A 13555-nucleotide genomic window follows, 5' to 3' on the forward strand; every position below is an offset into this window, starting at 1 on the left:
CGCACCTCGGTGGATGGGGAGAACCGCACGGACAGGATACTCGCCGATTAACTCGGCGTCAAGAATCTTGACATCAAGATACTTGCGGGTAAGCTGTAGGGCATGGGACAGGACGCGGACGTGATCGACCGGATGATCGCCGACTGGCAGCGGGTGCGGCCGGACCTCGACCCGTCGCCGCTCGCGGTCGTCGGGCGGGTGATCGTCCTCGCCCGCCACCTGGAGCAGAGCGTCGAGGCCGTGCTGAAGCCGCACGGGCTGACGCTCGGCCAGTTCGACATCCTCGCCACGCTCCGCCGCCGCGAGCCGCACGGCGGGCTGAACCCGACGCAGCTCTGCGAGAACGTGGCGCTCACGTCCGGCGGCATGACTTCGCGGCTGGACAAGCTGGAAGCGGCGAAGCTGATCGAGCGGCAACCGGACCCGACCGACCGCCGCGGCGTGGTGGTCGTGCTGACGGCGAAGGGGCGGAAGCTGATCGACGCGGCGACGCGGACGCGGTTCGAGGAGGCGGCCGACTCGATGCCGACCCTGTCGGCCGCGGAGGTGGGGCGGTTGGAAGAATCCTTGCGAAAGTGGCTCGCGGCGTATTCCTAATCGTCCACCACTTCTTCCATCAACGAAATCGCGATCACGTCCTTGCGGCTGACGAGTACCCGCTTGCGGTTCCGCTTCACGCCCGTCGATACGGATCCCGCGACGTAGTTCTCGCGGGTGTTGTCCGTGTCCCGCAGGTCGTGTAGGTCGCAGTTCCTCACATCGAGGAAGTGGTCGTCGAACGCCTTCAGCAGCCCGAGGCAGACGAACTCGCTGTGGAAGTCGATGACGACCTTCTTGCCGATGAACTCGTCGAGCATGTGACACTCCAAACCTGACTTCCGAAGTCCGGCTTCGACTTCGGAAGTCGATCCCGCGCAGGGGGCGTCCGAAGTCCCGGCAACCGCCCCTCCGTCCGCCCGACTTCCGAAGTCGAAGCCGGACTTCGGAAGTCGGGCGCGCGAAAAAATCGGCCTCGCGTCCGCCCCACAGTTTGTGTATGAAGCGGCCCTCAAGATTCTCGACTCCCGCGCGGCCGGAGGGCTTCGGTTGTCCCGCCACCAGTTCCTGTGCGTCCTCGCCCTGTTCGGCGTGTACTGCCTGCTCACGCCCGTCGTGCCGCCGTTCGACGACGAATTCTACTACTGGTGCTGGGCCGAGAGGCTGCAACTCAGCTACTACGACCACCCGCCGATGACGGCGTACATGATCCGGGCCGCGACGTTCCTCCTCGGCGACACGCTACTGGCTGTGCGACTGCCCGCGTGCGTCTCGACGACGTTCGTCTTCGGCGTGGTCCTCGCACTCTGCCGGCCGAAGGCCGTCGCGTGGTGGCTGCTCGTCACGCCGTTGTTCAGCTTCGGGGCGGTCATCGTCACGCCGGACACGCCGCTGCTCATGTTCTGGGCGGCCTACGTCTACTGGCTGGTGAAGGTCCACGAGCGGCTGACGCCACCGGACGGCGAGGGAGACATCCCCTTGCACTACTGGTTGCTCGGCGGCCTGATCTTGGGCTGTGGCGTCCTCGGCAAGTACACGACCGGCCTCGCCGTGCCGGCCGGATTCGCGACGTTCCTGTTCGTCGGCCGGTGGCGGAAGTGGTTCCTCGGCTACGCCCTGCACGGCGTCATCGCGTTCCTCGTCGCGTCGCCGATCCTGATCCACAACCTTCGGCACGACTTCATCCCGCTGATGTACCAGTGGAAGCACTCGATGGGCACGACCGACCCGAACCTGAAGCGGTTCGCGGAGTTCGTCGGCATCCAGGTCGTGCTGGCCGGGACGATGCCGTTCGTGCTGCTGCCGTGGGCGTTCCTGAATTGGCGGCGGCTCGTCGCCGACCCGCGGCTGCGGGTCTGCCTCTGCCTGTACGGGTTCCCGATCCTGTTCTTCCTGTACAAAGCGACCCGCGGGCCGCTCGAAGGGAACTGGGCGCTTGTCAGCTACATCGCGTTCTGGCCGCTCGCCGCGGAGTGGTACGCCGGGGTGCGGCACAAGGCGGTCTGGCGGTGGGCGATGCCCGCGTCGTTCCTCGTGCCGGCGCTCGCGATGGCGTTCGCGGTGATTCACCTGGTTCACCCGTTCGCGGTCATCCCGCCGATCAAGGACCGGCTCATCCGGCAGGCCGAGAAGTTCAAGCTCGCCTACGAGATCAAGGCGGCCGTGGACCGGCTGCCGGAGAAGCGGCCGGTTTTCACGGACACGTACCAGTGGGTGGCGCTCTTACGGTTCGTCGGCGTGGACGCGCGGCAGATCGACGGCGTCACACGCCCCAGTCACTTCACGCAGTTGCCGGAGAAGCTGACCGACCACCCTCGCGGCTACCTGTTTTGGGACGGCGACCCGTGGACGTTCGACCCGGAGCGGCCGAACCGGAAGCTGCTGTCGAGCGACGGGCTGGGGAAGCGGACCCCGATAGTGGCGTTTCCTCTACACGTCCGCGGCGAGTTGGTCGCCGGGTTCGTGATCTGGGAGTACGAAACAATCCGATGAATGGACTCAGCGAAAGTCTCGCGCCAGTCGCCAGCACATGCTGGCGAAGACGCACAGGACGCCGAGGCAAATGACCACGTTCGGAATCGGCATCTGTTCCTTGTGGTTGAGGAGTTCGCGAATCTCTTGATGGGGCATTTGCGGTTCGGGTCGGCGTCTCTTTTTGAGCGGGCGGGATTGCGCCGCGACGACCGCAAGAAGTGAACCGACGATCACCAACACGATCCCGAAGGCGAGTAGGAACCAGGGAAGACTCGTCACGGCGATCGTCTCCTCTCCCGGAATCGGCGTGGCACTCGGGATTCGAGTGCCACGCCGTCGCCCCGGCTTCGCTTAGACGAACTTCGTCTTGCCCGGAACCGGCGTCGGGCCGACCTTGTGCTCGGACTTCAGCGTCCAGTCCTTCGGCATCGTGTCCTCCTGGCTTTCCAGCGCCTGCTTCCAGGTCAGCGTCGGCTTCACGGCCGTGTACGTCGCCATCCGGCCCATGATCGCCGTCATCGTGCTCTCCGTGACGTTCTGCAACTCGTTGACGTGCTTGCCGCCGGCCTTGATGCTGGCGATCAGGTCCTTGTGTTCCTGCACGTAGGGCTTGCTGTCCTCGAACGGGATCGGCTTGCCGTTCAAGCTGGCCTGGCCGTCGGCCGTGCGGATCGTCCCCTTCGTGCCGACGATCATCTCGGACACGTCCGTCGGGCCGGGGTAGTGGCGGCAGTAGCTGGCGATCTTCACCCCGTTCGGGTACTCGAACTCGACGGCGAAGTGGTCGAAGATGTGGCCGACCTCCTGCGGGTCGCCGTTCGGCCGGGCCGACGTGCCGCCCATCCGCCCGCCCATGCCGACGGCCTTCAGCGGGTGCGCGCCGATGAACCAGTTCATCACGTCCAGGTTGTGGACGTGCTGCTCGACGATGTGGTCGCCGCACAGCCACAGGAAGTGGTACCAGTTGCGGAGCTGGTACTCGATGTCCGACTCGCCGTCCTGCCGCTTGTTGAACCAGATGCCGTCGCCGTTCCAGGCGCACCGGCCGCCGACGATCTCGCCGATGTCGCCGTTCTTGACCCGCTTCTCGACTTCGAGGTAGCACTTCTGGTGGCGGCGTTGCGTCCCGGCGACGATGGCGAGGTTCTTCTTCTTCGACTCCTCGACCAGCTCCAGGCACTTGCGGATGCCCGGCGCGTCCACGGCCACCGGCTTCTCGCAGAAGATGTGCTTGCTCTTCTCGACGGCGTAGGCCAGGTGGATCGGCCGGAAGCCGGGCGGCGTGGCGAGGATGATCACGTCCGCGCCGGAGTCGATGACCTGCTTGTACGAATCCAGGCCGCTGAACGCCCGGCCCTTCACGTCCACCCGGTCCTTGTACTGCTTGGTCAGGTTCGATTCGAGGTTCGTGACCTTCGGCTCGAACACGTCGCCGATGGAATGCACGATCACCGACTTGTCGGCCGTCAGGCTGTCGCGGATGGCCCCGCTGCCGCGGCCGCCGCAGCCGATCAGGCCGACCTTGATCTTGTCGTCGCCGGCGGCGCGGACGGCGGGCACGGCGGCGGCCGCGAGGGCGGCCACGCTCCCGGCCTTGATGAAGTCACGACGGTTCGACGCGGTCATGGAGAGTCTCCGGTTCGGAAAGAGGATAGACGAGGTTAATCACTCGGAATCGCGGGGGCAACTAATTATCTTCCACCGGGTCGTGTTCGATCTTCTTCACGACCATCGGCTTCAACCCGACCAGCTCCTTCTGCTCCTCGACGGGCAAGGCGACGCGGAAGCCGATCTCGTCGCGCTTCGTCAACCACCAGATGCTCCGCGGGGACTGCGGGTCGTTCCTCATCCAGGCGTGGCCGGACACGAGCCGGGCGGCGGACCGGACCTTCTCGGCCGCGTCCTTGAACGACCCGCCGCGGGCGACGTGGCCCCACTTTTGGTCGCCCGGCTTGTTCACCGGCTGGACGGCCGGCGACTTCTTGTAGAAGTCGGCGTCGTACTTGTCGAGCACCCACTCGGCGACGTTCCCGTGCATGTCGAACAGGCCGAAGGCGTTCGGCTTCTTGGTCCCGCACTTGATCGTCGTCCCCTTCGGCCGTTCGTCGTCCTTCTCGGTGCTGCCCTGGTAGTTGGCGTACTCGCCAAGGTTCGCGACGGCGTCGCCGAACGAGTACGCCTTGTCCGACCCGGCGCGGCAAGCATATTCCCACTCCGCTTCCGTCGGCAACCGGTAGCCCTTCTTCGTGACGATGCGGAGCCAGTGGCAGTACATCATGGCCGCGTGGTGGCTCATGCAGATGGCCGGGTAGCCCTCGTGCCCGTGGTTGTAGTCCTCCGGCACGAACGGCGGCGTCGGCCGGGACAGCGCGTCGGCCGTCTTCGGGAACGGCGCGTCCTTCGGGTAGACGACGATCGACTCGTTCTTCACCCACCGGTCGAACTCGTCCCATGTCACCTCGGTCTTGCCGACCCACATCGGCTTGATCGTGACCTTGTGCCGCGGCCCCTCGTCGTCCTTGCGGCCGGCCTCCGTTTCCGGGCTGCCCATGTCGAACGTGCCGCCGGGGACGTAGACCATCTCGAACTTGATGCCGCCGGGCAGCGTCTCGGTGAAGGTCTTCGGCGGCAGGTCGAGTTTGGCAGGGACCTTCGCATCGGCCGGGGTTTCGAGCGCCTTCGCGTCGTCCTTCGCCGGGACGAGGGCGGCCGTCCCCGCGACCGTGGACAGGGTGAACGCGGCGAGCAGTTTCAATCGGCGGGTCATGGTGGTATCGTCTCGAAAGAGGGCCGTTCGCGAGGGCCGAGGCATGAGTCGATCCGGGGTTGCTTCTGTTATAGCAGGTTTCCTCGTCGCGGCGGAAGTGTCCGCGGCCGAGCCGACGCGGTTCGAGTTCGAGGAGCCGCACATGGGGACGGTGTTCCGCGTCGTGCTGTACGGCCCGGACAAGGACGCGGCGATCACGGCGGCGACGGCGGCGTTCAAGCGGGTGCGGGAACTGGAAGCCGTGATGAGCGACTACCGGGCGTCGAGCGAGGCGATGAAGCTGTGCGCCGCGAACGACAAGGAGCCGGGCAAGGCGTTCGCGGTCAGCGGCGACCTGGCGCGCGTGCTGGCGCATTCGTTCGAAATCTCGAAGCTGTCCGACGGAGCATTCGACGTGACGGTCGGGCCGCTGAGCAAACTTTGGCGGGAGGCGCGGAAGGTGAAGCAGCTGCCGGCCGACGACGTGTTGAAGGCGGCACTCGCAAAGGTCGGGTGGAAGAACGTCGAACTCGACCGCGAGAGAAAGACTGTGCGGCTGAAGGTGGCCGGGATGCGGTTCGACTTCGGCGGCATCGGCAAGGGGTTCGCGGCGGACGAGGCGCTGGCCGTGCTGAAGAAGCAGGGCTTCCCGCAATCGCTCGTGGCGGCCGCCGGGGACATCACCGTCGGCGACGCGCCGCCGGGTAAAGACGGCTGGCTCGTGGACATCGCGCCGATCGGGGCGGGGAAGCCGAAGAAGACGGTGAAGCTCGTGAGCGCCTCGGTATCAACTTCAGGGGACTTGTTTCAGTTCGTGGAGATCGGCGGCGTGCGGTACTCGCACCTGCTCGACCCTAAGACCGGCCGCGGGCTGACCGGGTTCCGCCGGGCGACGGTGATCGCGCCGAAGGGCTATCTCGCGGACGGGTTGACGAAGGCGGCGAGCCTGATGCCAAACGCACTCGACGTGATCGAGAAGATCGACGGCGCGGCGATGTACCTCGTGACGAAGGAGAGCGAAGACGCGAAGGAAGTCGTGACGGAATCGAAACGGTTCGCGAAGTTTGTGACGGAAAAGTGATTCGACCCGTCATCCAATGAATCGCGACTCGTACTCCCGCACCGCCGCGTCGCGGTCGGCCGCCGTCGGCACGTTGACGTTCAGGTGGCCGATCTTCCGCCGCGGCCGCGGTTCCTTGCCGTACCAGTGCAGCTTCGCGTGCGGCAGCTTCAGAACGTCCGCGAACGGCGGGTGCGTGCTGATCCAGTTGAACATGACCGAGTGCCCGACCGCGGCTGGCGAGCCGAGGCCGTACCCGGCCACGGCCCGCATGTGGTTCTCGAACTGGCTCGTCACCGCGCCGTTCATCGTCCAGTGGCCGGAGTTGTGGACTCGCGGGGCCATCTCGTTCGCCACGAGCTGGCCGTTCACGTCGAACCACTCGATCGCCAGCACGCCGACGTAGTTCAACTCGTCGAGGACGCGCCGCGCGTACTCTTCGGCCTGCTTCTGCAAGGCAGGAGATAGGTTCGGAGCCGGGGCGAGAGACTTGTGAAGCATCCCCTCGCGGTGCTCGTTCTCGGTTAGCGGGTAGACTTCCACTTCCCCGTCGCGGCCACGGACGGCGATCACGGACAGTTCCCGGCCGAACGGCACGAACCCTTCGAGAATCAGCGGCCGTCCGCCGAGCGTCTCCCACGCCGTCTCGATGTCGTGGACCGTTCGCAGGACGAGTTGCCCCTTGCCGTCGTACCCGAAGCGGCGGGTCTTCAGCACCGCGGGCAGCCCGATCCGCTTCATCGCGAGGTCGAACACCGGCTTCGTCTCCATCCCGGCGAACTCGCACGTCGGGATGCCGAGCCGCTGGAAGAACGCCTTCTCGGTCAGCCGGTCCTGCGAGACTTCGAGCGCCTCCGGCGGCGGATAAACCGGCAGCCGCTCCGCCAGCCACCGGGCCGACTCGACGGGGACGTTCTCGAATTCGTAGGTGATAACGTCCGAGACTTGGGCCAACTTGTAGAGCGACTGGAAGTCGTCGAACTCGCCGCGGATATGGGAACAGACCTGAGCCGCGCACGGGTCGGCGGACGGGTCGAGGACGGTGGACGAAATGCCGAGCGGCTGCCCGGCCATGGCCAGCATCCGGCCGAGTTGCCCGCCGCCGAGGATGCCGACTCTCACGGGCCGACCCTCGGATCGGGGTGGTCGATCACGTCTTGCGTCTGGTTCCGGCGGAAGTCCTTGAGCTTCTCCCGGAGCTGCGGGTACTTGTTCGCCAGCATCGCGACGGCGAAGAGCGCCGCGTTCTTCGCCCCGCCCTTGCCGATGGCCATCGTCCCGACCGGGACGCCGCCGGGCATCTGCACAATAGACAACAGCGAATCGACGCCCCGCAGGATTGCGGACTCGACCGGCACGCCGAGGACCGGAAGCACGGTTTTCGCGGCACACATGCCCGGCAGGTGGGCCGCGCCGCCGGCCCCGGCGACGATGATTTCGAGACCCCGCTCCTCGGCGCTCTCGGCGTAGTCGAACAGCTTGTCCGGCGTGCGGTGCGCGGACACGACCTCGACCTCGTACTGCACGCCGATCTCGTCGAGCGTCTCGGCGACGGCCTGCATGGTCGGCCAGTCGGACCGCGACCCCATGATGACGCCGACGAGCGGGTGGGTGGGCAACGGGACGAGTTCGCTCATGGGGTCACTTGATCGGCTGCCATTGCTTGCCGCTCTGCTCCAGTAATTTGTCGGCGGACGCCGGGCCTTGCGACCCGATGGGGTAACTTTCCGGCTTCAGGTCCGGGTGGGTTTGCGTCGCGGCGATGATCGGGTCCATGATCTCCCACGCCCGCTCGATCTCGTCGCTGCGAATGAACAAGGACGCCTCGCCCTGGATCGAGTCGAGCAACAGCCGCTCGTAGGCTTCCGGCAGGGCGTGCGTCTCGTAAGCCTCGCGGTAGTTGAAGTTCAGGTCCCGCGGCTTAAGCCGGACGCCGTCCACGTCGGGAACCTTCGTCTGGAAATTGAGCTGGATGCCCTCGTTGGGTTGTAACACCAACGTCATCCGGTTGCACTGCAACACCTCGTCCTTCGGCAGCGGGAACATCAGGTGCGACGGGCAGCGGAACTGGATCATCACCTCGCTGTACCGCGCCTTCAGCCCCTTCCCGGACCGGACGTAGAACGGCACGTTCTTCCACCGCGAGTTGTCCACGAACAGCTTGATGGCCGCGAACGTCGGCGTCCGTGACTCGCGGGAGCCGGTCGCCTTCTCCAGCTCGTCGAGGTAGCCGGCGTACTGGCCGACGGCGACGTGCTTGGCGATGTCCCCGGCCTCCGGGATGCGGACGCTGTCCAGCACCTTCATCTTCTCGTTGCGGAGCTGGTCGGCGCTGAACTTGTTCGGCCCCTCCATCGCGACGAGCGCCATCACCTGCAACAAGTGGTTCTGGAACATGTCCCGGAGGACGCCGCTCTTGTTGTAGTAGTCGAGCCGGTTCTTCACCGTCACCTGCTCGGCGACGGTGATCTGAACGTGGTCGATGTACTGGTAGTTCCACAGCGGCTCGAACAGCGTGTTCGCGAACCGGAAGATCAAGATGTTCTGAACCGTCTCCTTGCCGAGGTAATGGTCGATGCGGTAAATCTGGTTTTCCTGGAAGAATTCGTGGAGCGCCTCGTTGAGCTTCTTGCCGGACGCCAGGTCGTGGCCGAATGGCTTCTCGACGACCAGCCGTCGATAGCCGCCCTTCTCTTTTTGGTAGCCGTCCTCGCCGAGAGACTTCACGAGGGCCGGGTAATACTCCGGGGACACCGAGAGGTAGTAAACGCGCTGCCCGCCGGCCGGCCCCTCGGTTTGCTCGAACCATTTCGTCAGCGGGGCGAGGCCGCCGCTCTTCGTGCCGTCTGAACTGACGTAGTGCAGCCGCTTCGCGAAGTTCGCCCACTCGGCGTCGTCCCACGGCTCCTTCGCGGCGACCATGATCTCCTTGACCTTCGGCGCGATCAGATCCCGGAACGACTCGTCCGTGTGCGCGGTCCGGGCGGTGCCGACGATCTGGGCGTGGTCCGGCAGCCGGCCGCGGCGGGCGAGGTTGAACAGGGCCGGCACGAGCTTCCGGAACGTCAGGTCGCCGGTCGCACCGAAGATGACCACCGTGAGCGGAGTTGCCATGCGTGCCTGCCGGTTCGAGTGTGAGACGGGTGTGAGGAGCATCGTATCGACGGCCCGGCCGCGTGCAAGCGGGCGACGGGCCGCCCGCCCGCTGACCGGCGGCAGTTTCGGTCCGTACACTTTCGCTACCTCGAACCCCTCGGAGCTTACATGAGCAGCTTGCCCGTCCGCACGGACGCCTGTGCCCTCGACTTCCTCTCCCTCGGCGCGCTCGTCCACCGGCTCGACCCCGGCATCATCCCGTTCCGCAAGGCGCGGGCGATCGACCTGCACGTGTCCGGCGGCGAGTACAACGTTGCCGCCAACCTGTCCGACTGCTTCCGGCTGAAGACCGGCATCGCGTCGGCGATGGTGAACTACCCGATCGGCGACCTCGTCCAGGCCCGCGTCCGCGAGTGCGGCGTCACGCCGTTCTTCAAGCACTTCCAGCACGACGGCGTGTACGGCCCGAACATCGCCACCGTGTACAGCGACCGCGGCCAGGGCGTGCGGCCGCCGGTCGTCTTCTACAACCGGTCGAACGAGGCCGGGGCGATGCTCAAGCCCGGCGACTTCGACTGGAAGGCGATCCACGCCGCCGGCGTGAAGTGGTTTCACTCCGGCGGCATCTTCGCGGCGCTCTCGAAGACGACGGCCCCGCTCATCCTCGAAGGGATGAAGGCGGCGAAGGCGGCCGGCGCGATCACGTCGTTCGACCTAAACTTCCGGGCGAAGCTGTGGGCCGTCGCGGGCGGGGCGGCGACCGCGCCGCAGGTGCTGCGGGAGATCGTCGGCAACGTGGACTGCCTCATCGGGAACGAGGAGGACTTGCAGAAGGGCCTCGGCATCGCCGGCCCCGAGGTCACGAAGCAGGCCGAATCGAAGCTCGACCCGGACTTGTTCTTCACGATGATCGACCGGACCGTCGAGAAGTTCCCGAACATCAAGATGGTGGCGACGACGCTCCGCGAGGTGCATTCGACAAACCGCCACGACTGGGCCGCGGTGCTCTGGCTGAACGGGCAAAAGTACGTCAGCCCGACGTGCCACCTGGACGTGGTCTGTCGGATCGGCGGCGGCGACGGGTTCGCCGCGGGCCTGATTTACGGCCTCATCACCGGCCGGCCGCCGGAGGAGGCGCTGCGGCTCGGGTGGGCGCACGGCGCGTTCCTGACGACCTATTCCGGCGACGTGACGCAGGCGACGCTGGAGGAAGTCGAGGCGTTCGCGAAGGGCGGCTCCGCCCGCGTGCAACGGTGAGGAGTTGTGCCATCTTCAATCCGGCGGCGGGTCGCGGCAAGGCCGCGAAGTGGGAGGCTGACCTGCGGGCGCGGCTTCCTGAAGGAACGACGTTCCTGCCGACGACCCACGCCGGGCACGCCGTCGAGTTGGCGAAGGTTGCCGCTTCAACCTTCGAGCGCGTGATCGCCGCCGGGGGCGACGGCACGGTTCACGAGGTCGCGGAAGGGCTTCTCCGCGCGAACCGGCCCGATGTCCTTTTCTCGGTCATCCCTCTCGGCTCCGCGAACGACTACGCCTTCACCCTCGGCGTCCTCGACTGGTGGACGCGCGGCGGGGCGTGGGCCGAGCTGACGCCGATGCTCGTCGATGTCGGGATCGTCCGCGGCGGCGGGCGGGACCGGTTCTTCGTCAACGGCTGCGGCCTCGGGTTCAACGGCCACGTCACGATCGAGGCCCGCAAGATTCGGTGGCTTCGCGGTGTCGCGCTCTATTCCGTCGCGGTGGTGAAGACGCTCATCCGCCACTTCGCGTCGCCGAAGGTGACCGTCACTCTCGACGACGCGGCCCGCGAGTTGGAAACGCTCGTCCTTTCGTTCGGCCTCGGCCAGCGCGAGGGCGGGTTCCCGCTCGCCGCGCTCGCGTCCCTCGACGACGGGCTGTTCGACTGGCTGCACGTCGGGTCGATTCAACGCTGGGAACTGATCCGCCACCTGCCGGCAATGATCTCCGGCGACCTTCCGATCACACACCCGAAGCTGACGTTCGGCCGCTGCCGGCGGGCGACGGTCCGCGGCGACGGGCCGCTTTGCGTCCACACCGATGGGGAAATGTTCGCCGTGCCCGGCGATTGCGTTCGGGAGGTCGAGGTGGCAGTACTGCCGAATCGGTTGCGTGTCGAGGTATTCGCGCCGCAGCTTTACGGAGCGGACCGGTTCCTCCCGATCCAAAAACGACGCAACCCGCCCGGTTGAACCGGGCGGGTTGCAGAAATCCATCCGACTCATCAGTTATGGGGAATCTCGATCCGGCACCAGCCCAGGTCGAGGAACGTCGCCTTCGTGCTCTCGTTGTTGAAGTGGTCTGGGTGGAGCGAGTACACCACGAACCGGCCGTCCTTCACGTCCTGGACCAGCCCGGCCTGCCGGAGCACGCCGAGGTGGTGCGACACGTTGACGATTTCCACCTGGAGCAGTTTTGCCAGTTCCGTCACGTTCTTCGAGCCGGTACGCAGGCACTCGATGATGCGAATGCGGTTCGGTTCGGCGATCGCCTGCAACAGTTCCGCACACTCTTTTGCCAACTTCGGGTCGGTCATTTCAACGTAATCCCAGGGCGAACACAGCGGTAACCTTCCCACCACCCGGCCGATGGAGAGGAACGGAGGGGGAAAGGTAAGCGGTCGAAAGACCACTCGGTAGGTTAGATCATCTTATCTACATTATTGAGCAAGGCAACACGCGGATTTGAAGCTAATCGCGTTTCTTCCGGCGGGATGTGGAAAAATCCGACCCGACCTCCCGGAGAGTCAGTCGGATTTTCGGCCACAGTAGGACATGCCGCAAGGCGGGCCGTCGCCCCGGCAGTTCGTCGCGGCTGCGGGCGTCGGCTTCGCGGGCAGGCCGAACGCGCGGCCGACCTTCGGGCTGCCGCACTTCGGGCAGGTCACTTTCGTCGCGACGGCGGAATTCGACTCGATCTGCTCGAACGACTCGTCGCACTTCTCACAGGTGTAGCGGAACAGCGGCATCAGTTTCACTTCCGGCGGTTCTTGTAAATCTCACTCGCCCGCATGAGGATCGCGTTCTCGTCGGCCGTCAGGCTCTCCTTGCCGTTCTTCGCGACCTTCCCGAGGACGCGGTCGAGCTGTGCCTCCAACTGCTCATCGACCGGCCCCGCCGCCGCGGCCACGGGGGCGGGCGACTTCGCTGGCATCGGCCGCGGTTGGGGCGACGGCGAGGGCGTTTCCACGTCCCCGGTCTGAAACAGCGGCCGGCTCTTCACCGGCGACCGGGCCGGTTGCTTCCGTAGCCCCGGCAGGTCCGGGACCAGGTTCGACACCCGCCACCCGAACTCGTGGTAGGCGAACGCGAACGCCGCCCCGGCGAGGACCGGGATGGCGCTAAAGTAATGAAACCCGGACGCGACGAACAGGGCCATGTTGCCGAGGATGATGATCGACGCCAGCGTCCCGGCCCGGACGTTGCCGAACACCAGCGGCACCTGCTGGTTCGGCGAGTGGACCGCGAACAGCACCATGACGGCCGCGACCGCCCCGCCGCACCCGTACCCCGGCTCCGGCGGCACGAAGTTGAACGGCCGGGCCACGCTGACCGCGAACAGCGCGAGTTGCGTGACGATCCCGGTGAAGAAGTAGTACCAGAACATCTCCTTCGGGCCGTAAGTGCCTTCCACGTTCCGGCCGCAGTACGCGAGGATGATGAGGCCGACGGCGACGAGCCAGAGGCTGTCGAACGGGTGGTGCAGGAAGATGGACGTGGCGAGCCGCCAGACCTGCCCTTCGAGAATTTTGTCCGCGGAGAACCCGCCCCAGTAGAGGAGCGGGTCGAACCACCGGCCGAACTCGCGGGGGTTCATCGTCGCGAGCTGCGTGAAGAACGCGGCGACGGTGACGGCGATCAGCCCGAGGGTGACGGGGCCGATCTGCCACGCCTCCCGGCGGGCGTGTTCCTCGCGGTAGTATTCGCGGTCGTACAGTCCCATCGGTGGTCCGCGGCGGGGGACGGGTTCACGAGAGTGTAGCAAAGTTCCGCGGAGGAGAAAAGCAACGGACTTCCGAAGTCCGGCTTCGACTTCGGAAGTCGAGCGAGGCCGGAACGCATCCGGACGAGAAGGACCGCCCCTGCGCGGGATCGACTTCCGAAGTCGAAGCCGGACTTCGGAAG

The 13555-nt window shown here is 66.1% G+C and carries 15 protein-coding genes; 5 read left to right on the forward strand and 10 right to left on the reverse strand.

The features are described from left to right. Positions 1-102: 102 nt before the first annotated feature. Entirely contained in the window at positions 103-597 is a 495-nt protein-coding gene (locus AC5JJ2_RS17820) for a MarR family winged helix-turn-helix transcriptional regulator (protein ID WP_495859371.1), read from the forward strand. Here AC5JJ2_RS17820 and AC5JJ2_RS17825 read toward each other — a convergent pair. Beyond that, the gene (locus AC5JJ2_RS17825) at positions 594-857 is read right to left on the reverse strand and encodes a hypothetical protein (protein ID WP_495859372.1); all 264 of its coding nucleotides are present in this window, start codon (positions 855-857) and stop codon (positions 594-596) included. The two genes, AC5JJ2_RS17820 and AC5JJ2_RS17825, sit on opposite strands and share 4 nt — an antisense overlap. A 229-nt stretch (positions 858-1086) precedes the next feature. Here AC5JJ2_RS17825 and AC5JJ2_RS17830 point away from each other — a divergent pair, with 229 nt between their 5' ends. Beyond that, positions 1087-2529 (forward strand): glycosyltransferase family 39 protein, encoded by a 1443-nt coding sequence (locus AC5JJ2_RS17830; RefSeq protein WP_495859373.1) that lies wholly within the window; start codon positions 1087-1089, stop codon positions 2527-2529. A gap of 6 nt (positions 2530-2535) precedes the next feature. Here AC5JJ2_RS17830 and AC5JJ2_RS17835 read toward each other — a convergent pair whose 3' ends face one another. The 3 genes from AC5JJ2_RS17835 to AC5JJ2_RS17845 all read right to left on the reverse strand — a co-directional run bounded on the left by AC5JJ2_RS17835 (position 2536) and on the right by AC5JJ2_RS17845 (position 5278). Further along, on the reverse strand, positions 2536-2790 hold the full coding sequence (locus AC5JJ2_RS17835; protein ID WP_495859374.1) for a hypothetical protein: 255 nt from the start codon (positions 2788-2790) through the stop codon (positions 2536-2538). A gap of 72 nt (positions 2791-2862) precedes the next feature. Continuing rightward, entirely contained in the window at positions 2863-4137 is a 1275-nt protein-coding gene (locus AC5JJ2_RS17840) for a Gfo/Idh/MocA family protein (protein WP_495859375.1), read from the reverse strand. 61 nt (positions 4138-4198) lie between these two features. Beyond that, the gene (locus AC5JJ2_RS17845; RefSeq protein WP_495859376.1) at positions 4199-5278 is read right to left on the reverse strand and encodes a formylglycine-generating enzyme family protein; all 1080 of its coding nucleotides are present in this window, start codon (positions 5276-5278) and stop codon (positions 4199-4201) included. Between the two features lie 43 nt (positions 5279-5321). Between AC5JJ2_RS17845 and AC5JJ2_RS17850 the strand changes: the two genes are divergently transcribed. Continuing rightward, positions 5322-6338, forward strand: coding sequence for an FAD:protein FMN transferase (locus AC5JJ2_RS17850; protein ID WP_495859377.1), 1017 nt, complete (start codon positions 5322-5324; stop codon positions 6336-6338). A 9-nt stretch (positions 6339-6347) separates the two neighbouring features. Here the strand turns inward: AC5JJ2_RS17850 and AC5JJ2_RS17855 are convergent, their stop codons facing one another. The 3 genes from AC5JJ2_RS17855 to zwf are packed head-to-tail and all read right to left on the reverse strand — an operon-like array spanning position 6348 to position 9431. Continuing rightward, complete coding sequence (locus AC5JJ2_RS17855; RefSeq protein ID WP_495859378.1) at positions 6348-7439, reverse strand: 5-(carboxyamino)imidazole ribonucleotide synthase; 1092 nt, start codon at positions 7437-7439, stop codon at positions 6348-6350. Then, the gene (gene purE / locus AC5JJ2_RS17860; RefSeq protein WP_495859379.1) at positions 7436-7954 is read right to left on the reverse strand and encodes a 5-(carboxyamino)imidazole ribonucleotide mutase; all 519 of its coding nucleotides are present in this window, start codon (positions 7952-7954) and stop codon (positions 7436-7438) included. Before purE ends, AC5JJ2_RS17855 begins: the two co-directional genes overlap by 4 nt. A 4-nt stretch (positions 7955-7958) precedes the next feature. Continuing rightward, positions 7959-9431, reverse strand: coding sequence for a glucose-6-phosphate dehydrogenase (zwf, locus tag AC5JJ2_RS17865; RefSeq protein ID WP_495859380.1), 1473 nt, complete (start codon positions 9429-9431; stop codon positions 7959-7961). Between the two features lie 150 nt (positions 9432-9581). Between zwf and AC5JJ2_RS17870 the strand changes: the two genes are divergently transcribed. Together AC5JJ2_RS17870 and AC5JJ2_RS17875 are read left to right on the forward strand one after the other, a co-directional pair. Beyond that, entirely contained in the window at positions 9582-10670 is a 1089-nt protein-coding gene (locus AC5JJ2_RS17870; protein WP_495859381.1) for a sugar kinase, read from the forward strand. Beyond that, the gene (locus AC5JJ2_RS17875; RefSeq protein WP_495859382.1) at positions 10667-11623 is read left to right on the forward strand and encodes a diacylglycerol/lipid kinase family protein; all 957 of its coding nucleotides are present in this window, start codon (positions 10667-10669) and stop codon (positions 11621-11623) included. Before AC5JJ2_RS17870 ends, AC5JJ2_RS17875 begins: the two co-directional genes overlap by 4 nt. Before the next feature lie 32 nt (positions 11624-11655). Here AC5JJ2_RS17875 and AC5JJ2_RS17880 read toward each other — a convergent pair whose 3' ends face one another. From AC5JJ2_RS17880 to AC5JJ2_RS17890, 3 genes are all read right to left on the reverse strand, one after another. Next, the gene (locus tag AC5JJ2_RS17880) at positions 11656-11967 is read right to left on the reverse strand and encodes an ArsR/SmtB family transcription factor (RefSeq protein ID WP_495859383.1); all 312 of its coding nucleotides are present in this window, start codon (positions 11965-11967) and stop codon (positions 11656-11658) included. Positions 11968-12177: 210 nt separating this feature from the next. Continuing rightward, a complete protein-coding gene (locus AC5JJ2_RS17885; RefSeq protein ID WP_495859384.1) occupies positions 12178-12399 on the reverse strand; it encodes an FmdB family zinc ribbon protein in 222 nt (73 codons plus the stop codon). Between the two features lie 5 nt (positions 12400-12404). Beyond that, positions 12405-13373 carry a rhomboid family intramembrane serine protease gene (locus AC5JJ2_RS17890; RefSeq protein WP_495859385.1) on the reverse strand — a complete coding sequence of 323 codons (969 nt, stop codon included), beginning with the start codon at positions 13371-13373 and terminating at the stop codon, positions 12405-12407. Between the last annotated feature and the right edge of the window lie 182 nt (positions 13374-13555).

The sequence above is a fragment of the Limnoglobus sp. genome (assembly GCF_059499385.1).